Raw genomic sequence first — 15272 nt, 5'->3', positions numbered from 1 at the left:
ATCCGAGGATATTGCGTTCGATCCGGAGAAAATCGCACCATCTGGAGTATGACCGCAACGCTGCGCACCCGAGCCGTCCACGCCGGCCGTGACGATCTCACGGACCTCGGCGTCCACGCCGCTCCGCTCGACCTGTCCACGACCTACCCGTCGCGGGACAGCGTCGAGGAGGCGGGCCGCATCGACGAATTCGCCGCCTCGGGCTCGTTGTCCGGGCTCCCGGTCTACGGGCGGCTGAGCAACCCGACCGTCGAGCGCTTCGAGAAGGCGCTGGCCGAACTCGAAGGCTTCGACGACGCCGTCGCGTTCGCCACCGGCATGGCCGCGGTGTCGGCCTCGCTGCTCGCCGCCGTCGCACAGGGCAAGCGGCACGTGGTCGCCGTCCGGCCGGTGTACGGCTGCACCGACCACATGCTCACGTCCGGTCTGCTCGGCACCGAGGTGACCTGGGCCGATCCGGAGGACGTCGCCTCGGCGCTGCGTCCCGACACCGGGCTCGTGCTGCTCGAAACGCCCGCGAACCCGACCCTGCGCGAGGTCGACATCGCCGAGATCGTGCGTGCCGCGGGCGACGTCCCGGTGCTGGTCGACAACACCTTCGCGACTCCCGTGCTCCAGCGGCCGGGGCGGCACGGCGCCCGGTTCGTCCTGCACAGCGCGACCAAGTTCCTCGGTGGCCACGGCGACGTCATGGGCGGCGTGGTCGCGTGCAGCGCAGAAGACGCCGGGATGCTGCGGCAGATCCGCTTCGCCACCGGAGGCGTGCTTCACCCACTGGCCGGCTACATGCTGCTTCGCGGCCTGTCGACCCTTCCGCTGCGCGTCAACGCCGCGTCCGCGACGGCCGCCGAGCTCGTCGAGCGGCTTCGCGGCCACGCGAACGTGAGCGCCGTGTACTACCCGGCCGTCGGTGGCCCGCTGATCGCGTTCGAGGTCGAGGGCGATCCGCACGCGCTCATCGGCGCGGTCCGGCTGATCACCCCGGCCGTCAGTCTCGGCAGCGTGGACTCGCTCATCCAGCATCCCGCCTCGATCAGTCACCGGATCGTCGCCGAGGACGACCGGCGCGGCGCGGGGGTCACCGACCGGCTCATCCGCATGTCGGTGGGGCTGGAGGACGTCGAGGACCTGTGGCACGACCTGGATCAGGCACTCAAAGCATGCTGAGTTCTGCGATCGTCATCACCGGGATGTCGACAAATCGTCCGGCCTGGTTAACCTGGTCGGGTGAAAGATCTGGTCTCGTCCTGGGTGGAATCTTCGGCTCGTAGCACGCTTTCCCGGCTGCAACAGCAGATCGGGGTGGCCGGGCTCGCCGCGGCGGCGGCTGTGCCCGGGCTGTCGGCCGTCTTCGATCAGCACTCCGCCGCGGTGCGGGACATCCTCGCGGTGGGGGTCGAAGGCTCGGCCGCGGTCGCCGGGGTCGTCCTCCTCGCCGGCTACACGCGTGGGCTGCTCGACGAGGCCAAGGCCAAGGGGTGGACGTTCCGGGCTCCGGCCGACCTGACCGCGTGGACCACCAGCGACTGGTTGACCGCGCGGCTGGTCGGCGTGTGTTCGCTGGCCGCCACAATGGACGACCGGCGTACCCAGCCGACCGGGAACGGGTAGGGCGGCCGGACGCCCCACCCGCTCCCGTGGAAGGTCAGCGGTACTCCGGCGGAGGGGGCATGTTTCCACCGGGGGGCCGCTGGCCGGGATCTTGGCGCGGAGGCACCTGACCCTGGCTGGGCGGGAACTGCTGGTGCTGCGTCGGCTGCTGACCCATCCGATTCGGGTCGGCCGCGTGGTGCCCGGCGGACACCGGCTGGTTGACCGTCGTGCGCTCGGTCGGCACGTCACCCGAGCGACCGGCGTCCTCACGTCCGCGCTGGTACGCCTCGGCCTGTGCCTTCGCGGCGGGGATCTCCGCCTCGGCCCGGCCGAGCCAGGTCTCCCAGCGCTGCTGCATCGGCTTGATGAGACCACCGCCGACACCGACGACGGCGATCCCGCCGACCGTGGCGAGCACGGTGATCAGCACCGGCAGCGTGACCGCGGTGGCCACGCCGATCTGGTTCAGCGCGGCGATCGCGCCGAGGCCCCAGATGAACACCGAGGCGATGGTGGCGAGCACCTTGCCGTAGGAGACACCGCTGAGGGCCCTGCCGATCAGATCCTTGACCGCCTTGGCGATCGCGCCGGCGATCACCACGATGACGATCGCGACGATGGCGCGCGGCAGCCAGGCGACGATGTCGTTGAGCAGCGCGCTCACCGGGTTCGGGCCGAACACGCCGAACGCGAACTGCAGGGCGATCAGCAGGATCGCGTAGTAGACGATCTTGCTGATGATGTTCGACGCGTCGAACTGGCTGCGGGCGAGCATCTGTTTGAAGCCCCCGCGTTCGAGGAGCCGGTTGAACCCGACCTTCTCGAGCACCATGCTCACGGCCTTGGCGAGCGCCTTCGCGATCAGCCAGCCGATGAACAGGATGACCAGGAACGCGAGCAGTTTCGGGACGAAGGTGGCGACCGAACTCCAGGCGCTCGACACGCCCTGACCGAAGTCGACGGCCGCCAGTGCTGATGTGGCCACTGGACTTTCTCCCTTCCCACCACTGGAGCTTCCAGACTGGTGGGAGGGGGGTACCCGCCATTCGGGCGATCACACGTTGCGCCACCCGAACGGGTGGGTCAACCGCAGCAGCCGCCTCCGCAGCAACCGCCTCCACCTGCGGGGACGGGGGCCGGGCCGGAAGCCGAGCCGGTCAGCGCGACGGTCGTCAGGAGCTTGACGGTGTCCTGGTGGCCCTCCGGGCACGGCGCGGGCGCACCGGACTCGCTCATCGGCCGCAGCAGTTCGAAGGTTCCGGCGCATTCGCGGCAGCGGTAGGCGTAAGTCGGCATTCCGGCATTATCCCATCTCCTTCCCGCCTTCGGGATGGCAAGCTGGCCGGGTGGAACTGCCTGTCGCGGCGCATGTGCCGCACCTCGGCCAAGTCGTCCCGTCCGTGCTTTCCGCCCTCGGCGCCGACGGGTTCGCCAATTCGCTGAGCCTGGCGGAGGCGTCCAGCGCCTGTGTGCTGCTCATCGACGGGCTCGGCTGGGAACTGCTGGCCGAGCACGCCGCCGACGCGCCCGTGCTCACCCAGCTGGCGAAGTCGCCGTTGCGGGTCGGTTTCCCGGCGACGACGGCGGCCGGTCTGGGCGCGATCGGCACGGGCCTGGCGTCGGGGGAACACGGCCTGGTCGGGTACAGCTTCGAGGTGCCGGGCACCGGCGTCCTGAACGCGTTGCGCTGGAGCAGCCATGTGGACGGCGGCGATCTCCGCGGGGCGTTGCCGCCGCGCGAAGTGCAGCCGCTGCCGACGACGTTCGAACGCGCGGCGGCCGCCGGGATCACGACGAGCGTGGTGTCTTCGGCGAAGTTCGCCGACACCGCGCTCACCCGGGCGACGCAGTCCGGCGCGCGCTACGTGGGTGTCCACGCGCTCGGCGACCTGGCCGCCTGCGTCCTACATTGCCTCGAAGCGCGGCCCGCGTTCTGCTGGGGCTATCACAGTGAACTCGACATGCTGGGCCACATCTACGGGCCCGGTTCGGCGCCGTGGCGGATGCAGCTGCGGCACGTCGACAGGTTGGTCGAGTCCCTTGTGGACGGCCTGTCGCCCGGCGCGCTCCTCGCCGTGGTGGCCGACCACGGCATGGTGACCGTCGAGGGCGCGCTCGACATCGACGAGACACCCGCGCTGCTCGGTGGCGTCCGGGCCATCGGGGGCGAGGTGCGGGCACGGCACGTCTACAGCGAACCGGGCGCGGAGGCCGACGTCCTGGCGGCCTGGCGCGCGGTGATCGGCGACCGGGCGTGGATCCTCTCGCGCGACGAAGCCGTCGAGGCGGGCTGGTTCGGGCCGGTCTCCGATCGGGTCCGCCCGCGCATCGGCGACGTGGTCGTGGCGGCGAAGGGACGTTTCGGGCTCGTGCGGGAGCTGGCGGAGGCCGTCGAGTCCTCCTTGGTCGGCCAGCACGGTTCGCTCACTCCGGCCGAGCAACTCGTCCCGCTGGTCCTCGCGCGCGGCTAGCCCGTCAGGTGGGCTTCCGGGCCGAGAACTTCACGGAGCGCTTCGGCACGTGGTCGACCTTGATGTCGGTGAACCCGGCGTCGGTGAGCCGGGGCCAGAGCGAGACCGGGTCGAGCGCGTTCATCGTGTCGCCGAGGTGGAGGAGCCGGAACGGCGCGTTCGCCAGGCTGTCGATCGCGCGCAGGACACCGCCGGGGCGGAGCACGCGGAACGCCTCGGCGAAGATCGAGTCCTGCGACGCCGTCGTCGGCACGTGGTGCAGCATCGTGAAGCAGACGACCGCGGAGAACTCGCCGTCCTCGAAGGGCATCGCCGCCCCGTCACCCTGGATGATCCGCACCCGGCCGTCGAACTCCCGTTTGAGGAGGTCCGCCGAAGCTTTGTCGATCTCAATGGCCGTGAGCTGGGGGACGAGCCCGACGAGGGCCCGCGTGGTCGCGCCGAAACCGGGTCCGATCTCCAAGACGGAGTCTCCGAGGTCGAAGCCGGCGACGTTGCCCGGCATCTCGGCGGCGACGGCCTTCGCCCACAACGCGGAACTGCAGAGTTTGCGGTGCACCAGGTTCATCGGCATGAATCCGAAGCTAGCCGTGACCGGTAGGCGATAGGCTGCCAAGTGATGTCGAATATCGGACTCCTGCCCCCGATGGCGACGGCGATGGTGCTCGGCGAGATGGACCTGCCCGCCGGCACCTGGCTCCCGTGGCACGAGCACGACGGTCACCAGCTCGCCTGGGCGGCGCGGGGGATCTTGAGCGTGAACGTCGGCGAGCGGCACTGGGTGCTGCCGCCGACGCGCGCACTCTGGATCCCGGCAGGGGTCGTCCACCGGACCGGCGCCACCGCGCAAACCGTGCTGCGGGGGATCTACGCCGCCCGGGACCGATGCCCGGTGCGCTGGCCCGAACCGACGCTCGTCGCCGTCCGCCCGCTGTTGCGCGAGCTGCTGGAGCATCTCGGCTCGGCCGACCTCGGCGACGACGCGCGCCGCCGGGCCGAAGCCGTCGCCTTCGACCTGCTCGAACCGGTGGACGTCGTGCCCATCACCGTGCCGATGCCGTCCGACGGACGCGCGCTGGCCGTCGCGCGGGCGGTGATCGCCGATCCGGCGGACCGCCGCGGCCTCGCGGACTTCGCCCGGCACGCGGGCACGAGCGAACGCACCCTCGCGAGGCTGTTCCTCACCGAATGCCGCACGACGTTCGGCGCGTGGCGGGTGCAGGCCCGCCTGCGCGCGTCACTGCCGCTGTTGGCCGAGGGCATGCCGCTGACCGCGGTCTCCCGCCGGATCGGCTACTCCTCGCCGAGCGCGTTCGTCGCCGCCTTCCGCCGCGCGGTCGGCGTGACGCCGGGCGCCTACTTCGGCGGCTAGCATGCGAGTTACGCCTCCAGACACGCGAATTACGCCTGCGATCACGCGAGATGCGCTTCCAGTCACGCGAGTTACGCGTGCAATCACGCGAGTGCCGCCTCCGGCCACGTGGCGCCGCACGCCCGGTCACGCGGTCTTCTGCGCATCTCACGTGACCGAAGGCGCATCTCGCGTGATTGGAGGCGAAACATGCGTGATTGGAGGCGCATCATGCGTGTCCGGCGGCCGGCAGCGGGTCCGAACGTCGAGCGAGCGGGATCACACGGCACTCCGCCGTATACCGTTTCGGCGTGCCACGACGTAACCGGCCCGAACGCGGTGGACGCCCCGATCTCGGCGCGTCGACCGGCTGGGCGCGCTCCGAAACCGCCGCCGACGGCGAATGGCTGGTGCGCACCGTGCCCGGCGCGCAGGCCACCAAGGACTACCGCTGCCCCGGCTGTGACCACGAGATCCGGCAGGGGACCCCGCATGTGGTCGCCTGGCCCGCCGACGACACCGGCGGGGTCGCCGATCGCCGCCATTGGCACAAGGCGTGCTGGAGCGCGCGGTCCCGGCGACGTCCCGGACGCTGGTGACTCAGCGCCGCATGTGCAGTGAGGGCTCTCCTTCGAACTCCTCCTCCGTGTGGATCTTGAAGCCGAGCCGCTCGGCGACCCGGATCGACGGTTCGTTGGACACCATGATGTTGGCGATCACCGGGATCTCGGGGATCTCCCGTTCGGCCCAGTCGACGACGGCGGCCGCCATCTCCGTCGCGTAGCCCTTTCCCCAGGCGAACGGCCAGAAGCGGTACGCGAGGTTCAGCACGCGCTCGCCGTTCCATTCGTGATACCGGACGCCGCCGAAACCGGCGATCACCTCGGGATCGTCCGAAGCGGACACCGCAAGATAGCCGAACCCGTGCTCGGCCCATTGCTTCATCCAGGCGTCGTACAGCTCGCGCGCACCCTCGACGGTGTGCGGCACGGGGTTGAACTTGTTCGTCTCCGGATCGGCCTGCAGCGCGACGATGTTCTCGCGGTCCGCCTCGCGCAGCCGCCGCAGCAGCAGCCTCTCCGTCTTGATCTCTGTCAGCACGGATCTGACGGTAGCCCCGGGGTGCGACAGAATTATCGCCATGAAGGATCTCCCGCTGGTACTGCTGCACGCCTTCCCCGTCGACGCCCGCATGTGGGACGCGGTCCGCGCACCGCTCTCGGAACGCGTGCGGCTGATCACCCCCGACCAGCGTGGCCTCGGCCGCAGCCCGCTGCCGGAAACGGATCGGGAGCCGGATCTGGACGACGCCGCCCGTGACGTGATCGCGCTGCTCGACCGGCTCGAGCTCGACAAGGTCGTCCTCGGCGGCTGCTCGATGGGCGGCTACCTGACGATGGCGGTGCTGCGCCTCGCGCCGGAACGGGTGGGCGGGCTCGTGTTCATCGACACGAAGGCGACGGCCGACACCCCCGAAGCCGCGCAAGCGAGGCATGACGTCGCGGCGAGGGTCGAAGCGGAGGGCACCGCCTGGATGCCCGACGCCGTCACGCCCGGATTGCTCGCCGAGAAGGCCGGCCCGGCAGTGGCCGAACGGCTTCGCGAACTGATCACGACGCAGCCGCCGTCCGGGATCGCGTGGGCGGCGCGGGCGATGGCGGCGCGGCCGGATTCGCTGGAAACGCTGCGCTCGGCGGACGTGCCGGCGCTGGTCGTGGTCGGCGAAGAGGACGGCCTGACTCCGCTGGAAGCGGCGAACACCCTGGTGGAAACGCTGCCGGACGCGACCTTGGTCGTGCTGCCGGAGGCGGGACATCTGACGCCGCTGGAGGATCCGGCCGGAGTCGTCGAAGCGATCTTGGGCTGGTATCCCGCGTAGGAAAAGGTTTCCCCCGCCCCTTCAAAGGTATAGCGGACCCGGGGGCTTGCGGCAAGCCCCCATTCCCGGTCCACAATTCGTGCCTTCACATTTTCCGAAGGGGGATTCCCATGCGCGTACTCCTGTCCACCATCGGGACGAGGGGTGAGGTGCAACCGCTGGTGGCACTGGCGGTGCGATTGCGGGAACTCGGCCAGGAAGCCCGGCTTTGCGCGCCGCCGGATTTCCGTGACTGGGCCGAAGGTCTCGGGATCTCCTTCGCTCCGTTGGGCCCGGAACTGCGGTCGACCGCGAAGCCGGATTCCGCGATGACCAAGGCGATGGCCACGCCGGAAGGGCGGCGCGCGATGGCCGAGGCCATGGTGGTGAACCAGTTCGAGACGATGCCGGACGCGGCGGAGGGTTGCGACGCCGTCGTCGCGGGAATGGCCTTGAACATCGCCGCCCATTCGGTGGCGGAGCGAAAAGGGATTCCTTATTTCTTCACCGCTTATTGCCCGATAACGCTGCCTTCACTGCACCATCGTCCGCCCGTTTTCCCGGGATGGGCGCCGAAGAATCCCGACGCCGCCATCCCGGCCTTGTGGGCCGACGACGCGGAACGGTGGAACGAGCGGTGGGGCGGCGTGCTCGACGCGCAGCGGAAACCGCTGGGCCTGCCGCCGGTCGACGACGTGCGCGGGCACATCTTCACCGAAAGCCCGTGGCTGGCCGCCGATCCGGTGCTGGCGCCGTGGCGGGGGCCGTCGGCGCTGGACGTGCACCAGACCGGCGCCTGGATCCTGCCGGACCACAGCCCGTTGTCCCCGGAACTGGAGGCGTTCCTCGACGACGGGGAACCGCCGGTCTACTTCGGATTCGGGAGTATCCGCGCCCCGGAGGAGATCGCGAAGGCGATGATCGAGGCGGCGCGGGCGCACGGGCGGCGGGCGATCGTGTTCCGCGGCTGGACCGAACTGGCGCTCATCGACGACGAACGCGACTGCATCGCGATCGGGGACGTCAACCAGCAGGCGCTGTTCCCGCGGGTCGCGGCGGTCGTGCACCACGGCGGCGCCGGCACGACCACGGCGGCGACCCGGGCCGGGGTGCCGCAGGTCCTCGTCCCGCAGATGTTCGACCAGCCCTACTTCGCGCAGCGTGTCCGGGAACTCGGGGTGGGGACGTCGATCACGGGGGAGCCCTCCGTCGAAGCACTGACGCTCGCTCTCGGCGAGGTGCTTCGCCCCGAAGTCGCCTCGCGAGCCGGGCAGGTCGGCGGTGAGGTGCGGACGGACGGCGTCGACGTGGCGGCGAAACTCCTGATGGACGCCGTCTAGCCCCTCATGCGTTTAGTCCTCTGAATGCGGTAGTTCGCACTGCCAACGACAGCATTCAGAGGACTAAACGCGGGGCTGGAAGTAGCGCTCCAGGGCGGCTTCGGCCTCCGGTAGCCGTTCGGGGAACCGCTGCGCGATCACGAATCGCCAAGGGACCTCGAACAACCGTCGCAACGCGATGAACGGCTCCAGCGACGAAGGCGCCACGTCCCCGGGATACGCGTCCAAGGTCGCGCGCCCGGCCTGCGCGTAGAGCACGCCGAGATCCCAGCCGAGCGGCCCGCGCCAGGTGTCCTCGAAGTCGAGCCAGCACGGCCCGGCCGCGGTCGCGACGACGTTCCCCCGATGGGCGTCTCCGTGCAGCGGCCGGGTCTCGTCGTCGGGAATCGCGGCCGCGACCCGTTCGAGTTCGTCGTACAACCGCGGCAGTGCGGGGCCCATGACGGCGCCGTGCCGCTCGAGCAGCGTCCGGAGTTCGTTGACGGGCCCGAGTTCGGGCAGTTCACCGGGGTAGTCAGCGAGCGCGGCGTGCACCTGGGAGAGGGAATGCGCCACCTCGCGCGGCGACAGCGTGTCCCCCGGCTCGTGCGGCGTGTAGTGCCAGAGAGTGACCGGGAGCCCGTCGGCGAAATGCGGTCCGGCCGGGGGATCCGTGGTCGGTGAGACGACGAGCACATCACGTTCCGTGAGATACCTCGACAGCTCGACGTCGCGCGCGAGCCACTCCTCGGGCGAGGACCGGGCGAGCCGTGTCGTGCCGGGCACCCTTGCCACCACCGGACCCAGTCTCACCAGCACGTTCGACTTGAAATGCAGGACCTCGGGGCTGCCGGTCGGCAGGCCGAACCGGTCACCGACGGCGATCGCCGCGGCCACTCCCGCACGCGTGTGTTCGTCGGTCACGGCGCGATCTTGCCAGCCGGTGCGCGCGACTGTCGGTAGTGAGGGCTACGATCCCCACTAGCCGCCGGAATGGGTCCCGAACCCGCCCGGCGACCGCAAATTGACCACCACAAGGTTTGAGTGTTGGAGGCAGGAGTGACGGCCGTAGCCCCCAAGCCGATCGCCACGCGCCCGTATCCCGCGCGCGAGTCGGTTAAGGGTTCGTACCTGCTGCGGTTGTTCCGCACGACGGACCACAAGCAAATCGGCATCATGTACCTGGTCACGTCGTTCGCCTTCTTCATGGTGGGCGGCGCGATGGCGATGCTGATCCGCTCCGAGCTGGCGCGTCCCGGGCAGCAGTTCCTTTCGCAGGAGCAGTACAACCAGCTGTTCACCATGCACGGCACGATCATGCTGCTGCTGTACGCGACGCCGATCCTCTTCGGCTTCGCGAACTTCATCCTGCCGCTGCAGATCGGTTCGCCCGACGTCGCGTTCCCCCGGCTGAACGCGTTCTCGTACTGGCTGTACCTCTTCGGCGGCCTGATCGTGATGTCCGGCTTCCTGACCCCGGGTGGCGCCGCCGACTTCGGCTGGTTCGCCTACACCCCGCTGTCGGACGCCATCCACTCGCCCGGCGTCGGCGCCGACCTGTGGATCTCCGGTCTGGTCGTATCCGGTCTCGGCACCATCCTCGGTGGCGTCAACATGATCACCACGGTGATCTGCCTGCGCGCCCCCGGTATGACGATGTACCGGATGCCGATCTTCACCTGGAACATCCTGGTCACCAGCATCCTGATCCTGCTGGCGTTCCCGATCCTGACCGCGGCCCTGATGGGCCTGCTGGCGGACCGGCATCTCGGGGCGCATGTGTTCGACCCCGCGAACGGCGGCGTGATCCTCTGGCAACACCTGTTCTGGTTCTTCGGCCATCCAGAGGTCTATATCGTCGCGCTACCGTTCTTCGGGATCGTGTCGGAGATCTTCCCGGTCTTCAGCCGCAAGCCGATCTTCGGCTACAAGGGCCTGGTCTGGGCGACGCTGGCGATCGCCGCGCTGTCGGTGGCCGTGTGGGCGCACCACATGTACGCGACCGGCGCCGTGCTGCTGCCGTTCTTCTCCTTCATGACCTTCCTGATCGCGGTCCCGACCGGCGTGAAGTTCTTCAACTGGATCGGCACGATGTGGAAGGGCCAGCTGTCCTTCGAGACGCCGATGATCTTCTCGATGGGCTTCATCGTCACGTTCCTCTTCGGCGGTCTGACCGGCATCATGCTGGCCGCGCCGGCGATCGACTTCCACGTGTCCGACAGCTACTTCGTCGTCGCGCACTTCCACTACGTGCTCTACGGCACGATCGTGTTCGCCACGTTCGCCGGAATCTACTTCTGGTTCCCGAAGATCACCGGCCGCATGATGGACGAGAAGCTCGGCAAGTGGCACTTCTGGACCACGTTCATCGGCTTCCACGCCACGTTCCTGGTGCAGCACTGGCTCGGCGCCGAAGGCATGCCGCGCCGGTACGCGGACTACCTGCAGTCCGACGGGTTCACGACGCTGAACACGATCTCCACGATCGGCGCGTACATCCTCGGTGCCTCGACGCTGCCGTTCATCTGGAACGTCTTCAAGAGCTACCGGTACGGCGAGATCGTCACGGTGGACGACCCGTGGGGCTACGGCAACTCGCTCGAATGGGCGACGTCCTGCCCGCCGCCGCGGCACAACTTCACCGAGCTGCCGCGGATCCGGTCCGAGCGTCCGGCGTTCGAGCTGCACTATCCGCACATGATGGAGCGCATCCACTCCGAGGGTGAGATCGGCTTCTTCGGGAAGCAGAAGGTCAACACCCACCGCGCGCCGTCCCAGGTGCTCACCGAGGCGGCCATGCCGGGTGACCACTCCGAGGACAACTCCAGCGAGAAGTGACCCGATAAGCGGAAATGGCGCGTGCCTTGCCTCACACAGGGGCAAGGCACGCGCCATTTTCGCGTCCGGCTGAGGGAGACTGACCCCGTGACGCAGACACCAGTTCTCATCACCACGACCGGTCCCGACAAGCCGGGTGTGTCCTCGGTGCTGTTCGCCGTGCTGTCGCGCCACGATGTCGACGTGCTCGACGTCGAGCAGGTCGTCATCCGCGGCCAGCTGGTGCTCGGTGTGCTCGCCGGGGTGTATCGCGACCCCGAGGGCCTGCAGGAGTACGTCGAGCAGGCGATGGCGTCGGTCGGGATGCAGGTCGAGGTGAAGATCGGCTCGGCCATCGGGGCCGACCCGTTCGCCATCGGCCAGAAGGACTCGACGCATGTCCTGCTGATGCTCGGCCGTCCGGTGACCGCGCGGGCCTTCTCCGACGTCGCGCGCCGTCTCGCCGCGCTGGACGTCAACATCGACTCGATCCGCAGCGTCGCCGACTACCCGGTGACCGGGCTGGAGCTGTACGCCTCGCTCGCCCAGGACACCCCGGAGGCCGACGCCGCGCTGCGCACCGCGCTGGCGGACGCCGCGGTCGAGGCCGGGATCGACATCTCGGTCGAGCGCGCCGGGCTCGCCCGCCGCGCCAAGCGCCTGGTCGTCTTCGACGTCGATTCCACGCTCATCCAGGGCGAGGTCATCGAGATGCTCGGCGCGCACGCCGGGGTCGAACCGCAGGTCCGCGAGATCACCGAGGCCGCGATGCGCGGCGAGCTGAACTTCGGCGAGTCGCTGGAGCGCCGGGTCGCGCTGCTGGAAGGGCTCCCGGAGACGGTGCTGGACGAGGTCGCCGCGTCCATCGAGCTCACCCCGGGCGCGCGCACGACCATCCGCACGCTCAAGCGGATGGGCTTCCGCTGCGGCGTCGTTTCGGGCGGGTTCACCAAGATCATCCAGTCCCTCGTGGACGACCTCGGCCTCGATTTCGCCGCCGCGAACGAACTCGAAGTGGTCGACGGCAAGCTCACCGGCCGGGTGGTCGGGGACATCGTCGACCGCGCGGGCAAGGCCACGGCGCTGCGCCGGTTCGCGGAGGAGTACGAGATCTCGCTGGAGCAGTGTGTCGCCGTCGGCGACGGGGCGAACGACATCGACATGCTGTCGGTCGCCGGGATGGGTGTCGCCTTCAACGCGAAGCCCGCGCTGCGCGAGGTCGCCGACACCGCGCTGTCCCACCCGTACCTCGACGCCGTGCTGTTCCTGCTCGGGGTCACCAGGGCCGAGATCGAGGCGGCCGACGCGGCCGACGGTCTCGAGCTTTCCCGGCCATGAGCGTGCTGGAGCCGCTGGCCGCGCGCTACGCGTACTGGCTGGGGCTGCCCGCGGAAGCCACGGAAGACACCTCGGACGAGGATCCCGACGAGGTCCGCGCCATGCCGGTGATCCTGCGGATGGAACGGGCCGAACCGCCGTCGCGTACCGCGTTGCTGGAGGCCGCCGCGGCGGCCGCGGTCGCGGTCTGTCTCGACGAACGCGCGTTGCCCGGAGGCGAATGGCACGACCCGCTCAAGGCGTGGGTCGACGGCCGGATCCGCAAGGTCGCCCGGCGGGCGCGCGGCGCGCACTGGCGAGCGGTCCAGGAGTTGCCGGGCATCACGATCGAGGTCGACGGCGCCGAGGCGCGGGCGTTGCTCCCGGGCCGTGTCGTGGAGGCTCCGAAAGAGGTCTCGCGGCTGCAGATCTCCGGGAGCGAGCTCCCCGCCGACGAGCCGGGACCCGCGCCGGACGGCCTGCCGAGGCTGCTGCTGAACCCCGAGGTCTCGATGACCGTCGGCAAGGGCGCCGCCCAGGTCGGGCACGCGACGATGATCCTGGCCTCGTTGCTGGGCGAAGCCGAACTGGCCGCGTGGGCCGAGACCGGGTTCCGATGCTCGGTGCGGACTCCACCGGTCGCGACCTGGAAGACGCTCTGCCCGATCGAGGATCCCGAAGGCTCGTGGCGTCGTGACGGGGTCGTCGCGGTCCGCGACGCCGGGTTCACCGAAGTAGATCCCGGAACCGTCACGGTCATAGCCCAAAGGGCTTAACCTCTTATACTCCCCGCATGGGTGACCGGCTGATCGCCGGGCGCTATCGCTTGGAGGAGCGGATCGGCGCCGGGGGCATGGGCGTGGTCTGGCGTGCCACCGATCAGGACCTCGGGCGGGTCGTCGCCCTCAAGCGTTCGCAGGCCGGGGACAGCGGCCAGATCCGGCGCGAGGCGCGGATCGGCGCGGGCCTGCATCACCCGAACGTGGTCACCGTCTTCGACGCCGTGATCGACGGTGACGATCGCTGGCTCGTGATGGAGTACCTGCCCTCGCGCAGCCTCGCCGACGTCATCGACTCCGACGGTCCGCTGCCTCCCGGCAAGGTGGCCAAGATCGGTGTCCAGCTCGCCGCGGCGCTCGCGGCGATGCACGAGAAGGGCATGGTCCACCGCGACCTCAAACCGGGCAACGTCCTGGTGGCCGAAGACGGCACCGCCAAACTCACCGACCTGGGCATCGCGCAATGGGCGGAGGTGACCCGCACCGGCGGTGGCCTGGACGCCGGCACTCCCGGCTACGTCGCGCCCGAGATGGCCGAAGGGCGGCAAGCGGGCGCTGCGGCGGACGTGTTCTCGCTCGGCGCGACCCTGTTCGCCGCCGTCGAAGGCACTTCGGTGTGGGGAGACGCGAGCGTGGGGCCGTTCGTCCAGCTCCGGCGGGCGACGGCGTACACCTTGGAGCCGATGCTCCGGGCGGGACAGCTGGCGCCCGCGCTGACGGAACTGTTGCGCCGCAAACCCGCCGGGCGGCCGAACGCCGTCCGCGCCGCCGAACTGCTGTCCGAAGTCGCGGATGTCGCCGTTCCCGTCCGGGTGCGCCGGTTCCGCGTAACCAGGCGCGCGATCGCGATCGCCGCCGTCGCCGCGGTGCTGGTGCTGACCGGCGGGCTGTTCTTCGCCACCAGGGAGCCCGCGTCGATCGCGGCGGGCCCGCCGTCCGAGCTGATCGGGGACCGGCGGACGGCGGATCCGTGCGCGCTGGTGGATCCGTCCGTGCTGAACCATCTCGGGACCCCGGAACTGGACAGCGGCACCGGCAACTTCAACGCCTGCGGTGTCCGGCTGCGCCTGAGCCCCGACGAAGAGGACATCGTCGACATCCGGCTCGAACTGACGACGCCGACCTCACCGTTGCTGGACAAACCGATGCCAGGGCAGCTGATCGTGCGTGAGATCCCGAGCGACTCCGAAGACAAATGCGCGCGGGGTATCCCGCTGCCGGACGGCAACCAGGTGTGGGTGCACGCCCGGCACATCAAGAACTGGCACGCGCATCTGTGCGATTACGTCGATCCGGTGGCGACGCACGCGGTGAGCGTGCTGAACCGGGAGCCGGTCAAACGGCGCGCCGCTCCCTTTCCCGCGGGTTCGCTCGGAAGTCTCGACGCCTGCGCGCTGGGCGGGGACCTGCCCCAGGCGATCGTGGGCGGCCCGGCGACGCCGGATCCCGTGTTCGGCAACTGGGAGTGCTACTGGAACCACCGCGAGACGGAGGTGACGATCCGGTTCGAGCGGGAGTGGGCGCCGTTCACCGACGACGGCAGACGGGTCGGTCTCGGATCGCGGGAAGCCTTCGTCGAGGTCTCGTCGGAGTGGAAGGCTTGTCAGGCCGAGATCCCGCACCGGACCTTCACCGGCGACGGTCGTGCCATGATCGAGACGGTGGAGATCTACGTCGCGGACAAGGTCAAACGGCCGGAGGAGATGTGCCCGGCCGCGGAACGGCTCGCCGGCGAGATCGCTCCCCGGCTGCCGTCACTGTGAAAGG

16 protein-coding genes are annotated in these 15272 nt (G+C 69.7%); 11 read left to right on the top strand and 5 right to left on the bottom strand.

Going from position 1 to position 15272, the window contains the following annotated elements; translation table 11 throughout:
- Nucleotides 1–48 precede the first annotated feature (48 nt).
- Both ACIRGA_RS24520 and ACIRGA_RS24515 read left to right on the top strand, forming a co-directional pair.
- Nucleotides 49–1167, top strand: coding sequence for a trans-sulfuration enzyme family protein (locus tag ACIRGA_RS24520; RefSeq protein WP_400944818.1), 1119 nt, complete (start codon nucleotides 49–51; stop codon nucleotides 1165–1167).
- Nucleotides 1168–1227: 60 nt separating this feature from the next.
- Nucleotides 1228–1611 (top strand): DUF6401 family natural product biosynthesis protein, encoded by a 384-nt coding sequence (locus ACIRGA_RS24515; protein WP_400944816.1) that lies wholly within the window; start codon nucleotides 1228–1230, stop codon nucleotides 1609–1611.
- 34 nt (nucleotides 1612–1645) lie between these two features.
- On the opposite strand, the gene ACIRGA_RS24510 is transcribed toward ACIRGA_RS24515, so the two are convergent.
- Complete coding sequence (locus tag ACIRGA_RS24510; protein ID WP_400944814.1) at nucleotides 1646–2578, bottom strand: hypothetical protein; 933 nt, start codon at nucleotides 2576–2578, stop codon at nucleotides 1646–1648.
- A 98-nt stretch (nucleotides 2579–2676) separates the two neighbouring features.
- Nucleotides 2677–2889 (bottom strand): FmdB family zinc ribbon protein, encoded by a 213-nt coding sequence (locus ACIRGA_RS24505; RefSeq protein ID WP_016336811.1) that lies wholly within the window; start codon nucleotides 2887–2889, stop codon nucleotides 2677–2679.
- Nucleotides 2890–2939: 50 nt separating this feature from the next.
- Between ACIRGA_RS24505 and ACIRGA_RS24500 the strand changes: the two genes are divergently transcribed.
- Entirely contained in the window at nucleotides 2940–4064 is a 1125-nt protein-coding gene (locus ACIRGA_RS24500; protein ID WP_400944812.1) for an alkaline phosphatase family protein, read from the top strand.
- A 4-nt stretch (nucleotides 4065–4068) separates the two neighbouring features.
- Here the strand turns inward: ACIRGA_RS24500 and ACIRGA_RS24495 are convergent, their stop codons facing one another.
- Entirely contained in the window at nucleotides 4069–4632 is a 564-nt protein-coding gene (locus tag ACIRGA_RS24495) for a class I SAM-dependent methyltransferase (RefSeq protein WP_400944932.1), read from the bottom strand.
- 51 nt (nucleotides 4633–4683) lie between these two features.
- Between ACIRGA_RS24495 and ACIRGA_RS24490 the strand changes: the two genes are divergently transcribed.
- Together ACIRGA_RS24490 and ACIRGA_RS24485 are read left to right on the top strand one after the other, a co-directional pair.
- Nucleotides 4684–5436: an AraC family transcriptional regulator gene (locus tag ACIRGA_RS24490; RefSeq protein ID WP_400944810.1), complete on the top strand. Its 753-nt coding sequence runs from the start codon at nucleotides 4684–4686 to the stop codon at nucleotides 5434–5436.
- Between the two features lie 290 nt (nucleotides 5437–5726).
- Nucleotides 5727–6014, top strand: a complete 288-nt coding sequence (locus ACIRGA_RS24485) for a hypothetical protein (protein ID WP_400944808.1) — start codon at nucleotides 5727–5729, stop codon at nucleotides 6012–6014.
- A 1-nt stretch (nucleotide 6015) separates the two neighbouring features.
- Here ACIRGA_RS24485 and ACIRGA_RS24480 read toward each other — a convergent pair whose 3' ends face one another.
- Nucleotides 6016–6516 (bottom strand): GNAT family N-acetyltransferase, encoded by a 501-nt coding sequence (locus tag ACIRGA_RS24480; protein ID WP_400944806.1) that lies wholly within the window; start codon nucleotides 6514–6516, stop codon nucleotides 6016–6018.
- 40 nt (nucleotides 6517–6556) lie between these two features.
- Between ACIRGA_RS24480 and ACIRGA_RS24475 the strand changes: the two genes are divergently transcribed.
- A complete protein-coding gene (locus tag ACIRGA_RS24475) occupies nucleotides 6557–7294 on the top strand; it encodes an alpha/beta fold hydrolase (RefSeq protein ID WP_400944804.1) in 738 nt (245 codons plus the stop codon).
- Nucleotides 7295–7404: 110 nt separating this feature from the next.
- A complete protein-coding gene (locus ACIRGA_RS24470) occupies nucleotides 7405–8613 on the top strand; it encodes a glycosyltransferase (protein ID WP_400944802.1) in 1209 nt (402 codons plus the stop codon).
- Between the two features lie 63 nt (nucleotides 8614–8676).
- Here ACIRGA_RS24470 and ACIRGA_RS24465 read toward each other — a convergent pair whose 3' ends face one another.
- Nucleotides 8677–9516, bottom strand: coding sequence for a phosphotransferase (locus ACIRGA_RS24465; RefSeq protein WP_400944800.1), 840 nt, complete (start codon nucleotides 9514–9516; stop codon nucleotides 8677–8679).
- 135 nt (nucleotides 9517–9651) lie between these two features.
- On the opposite strand from ACIRGA_RS24465, the gene ctaD reads away from it, so the two are divergent.
- The 4 genes from ctaD (at nucleotide 9652) to ACIRGA_RS24445 (ending at nucleotide 15268) form a co-directional block, all read left to right on the top strand.
- A complete protein-coding gene (gene ctaD, locus ACIRGA_RS24460) occupies nucleotides 9652–11430 on the top strand; it encodes a cytochrome c oxidase subunit I (protein WP_350586170.1) in 1779 nt (592 codons plus the stop codon).
- A gap of 87 nt (nucleotides 11431–11517) precedes the next feature.
- Complete coding sequence (serB, locus tag ACIRGA_RS24455; protein WP_400944798.1) at nucleotides 11518–12747, top strand: phosphoserine phosphatase SerB; 1230 nt, start codon at nucleotides 11518–11520, stop codon at nucleotides 12745–12747.
- Nucleotides 12744–13502: a peptidyl-tRNA hydrolase gene (locus ACIRGA_RS24450; protein ID WP_400944796.1), complete on the top strand. Its 759-nt coding sequence runs from the start codon at nucleotides 12744–12746 to the stop codon at nucleotides 13500–13502. The genes serB and ACIRGA_RS24450 overlap by 4 nt, the downstream gene beginning before the upstream one ends.
- Before the next feature lie 17 nt (nucleotides 13503–13519).
- Nucleotides 13520–15268 (top strand): serine/threonine-protein kinase, encoded by a 1749-nt coding sequence (locus ACIRGA_RS24445; protein WP_400944794.1) that lies wholly within the window; start codon nucleotides 13520–13522, stop codon nucleotides 15266–15268.
- Nucleotides 15269–15272 lie beyond the last annotated feature (4 nt).

The sequence above is a fragment of the Amycolatopsis sp. NPDC102389 genome (assembly GCF_044765885.1).
In the GTDB taxonomy this organism is placed as follows: Bacteria; Actinomycetota; Actinomycetes; order Mycobacteriales; family Pseudonocardiaceae; genus Amycolatopsis.
Note: the sequence above shows the minus strand (reverse complement) of the source record. Positions and strands in the feature narration are given on the sequence as shown.

Coding starts and splice junctions, on each gene's coding strand:
- ACIRGA_RS24475 (WP_400944804.1), top strand. CDS start 6,557: ATGAAGGATCTCCCGCTGGTACTGCTGCACGCCTTCCCCGTCGACGCC.
- ACIRGA_RS24495 (WP_400944932.1), bottom strand. CDS start 4,632: ATGAACCTGGTGCACCGCAAACTCTGCAGTTCCGCGTTGTGGGCGAAG.
- ACIRGA_RS24450 (WP_400944796.1), top strand. CDS start 12,744: ATGAGCGTGCTGGAGCCGCTGGCCGCGCGCTACGCGTACTGGCTGGGG.
- ACIRGA_RS24490 (WP_400944810.1), top strand. CDS start 4,684: ATGTCGAATATCGGACTCCTGCCCCCGATGGCGACGGCGATGGTGCTC.
- ACIRGA_RS24520 (WP_400944818.1), top strand. CDS start 49: ATGACCGCAACGCTGCGCACCCGAGCCGTCCACGCCGGCCGTGACGAT.
- ACIRGA_RS24445 (WP_400944794.1), top strand. CDS start 13,520: ATGGGTGACCGGCTGATCGCCGGGCGCTATCGCTTGGAGGAGCGGATC.
- ACIRGA_RS24505 (WP_016336811.1), bottom strand. CDS start 2,889: ATGCCGACTTACGCCTACCGCTGCCGCGAATGCGCCGGAACCTTCGAA.
- ACIRGA_RS24470 (WP_400944802.1), top strand. CDS start 7,405: ATGCGCGTACTCCTGTCCACCATCGGGACGAGGGGTGAGGTGCAACCG.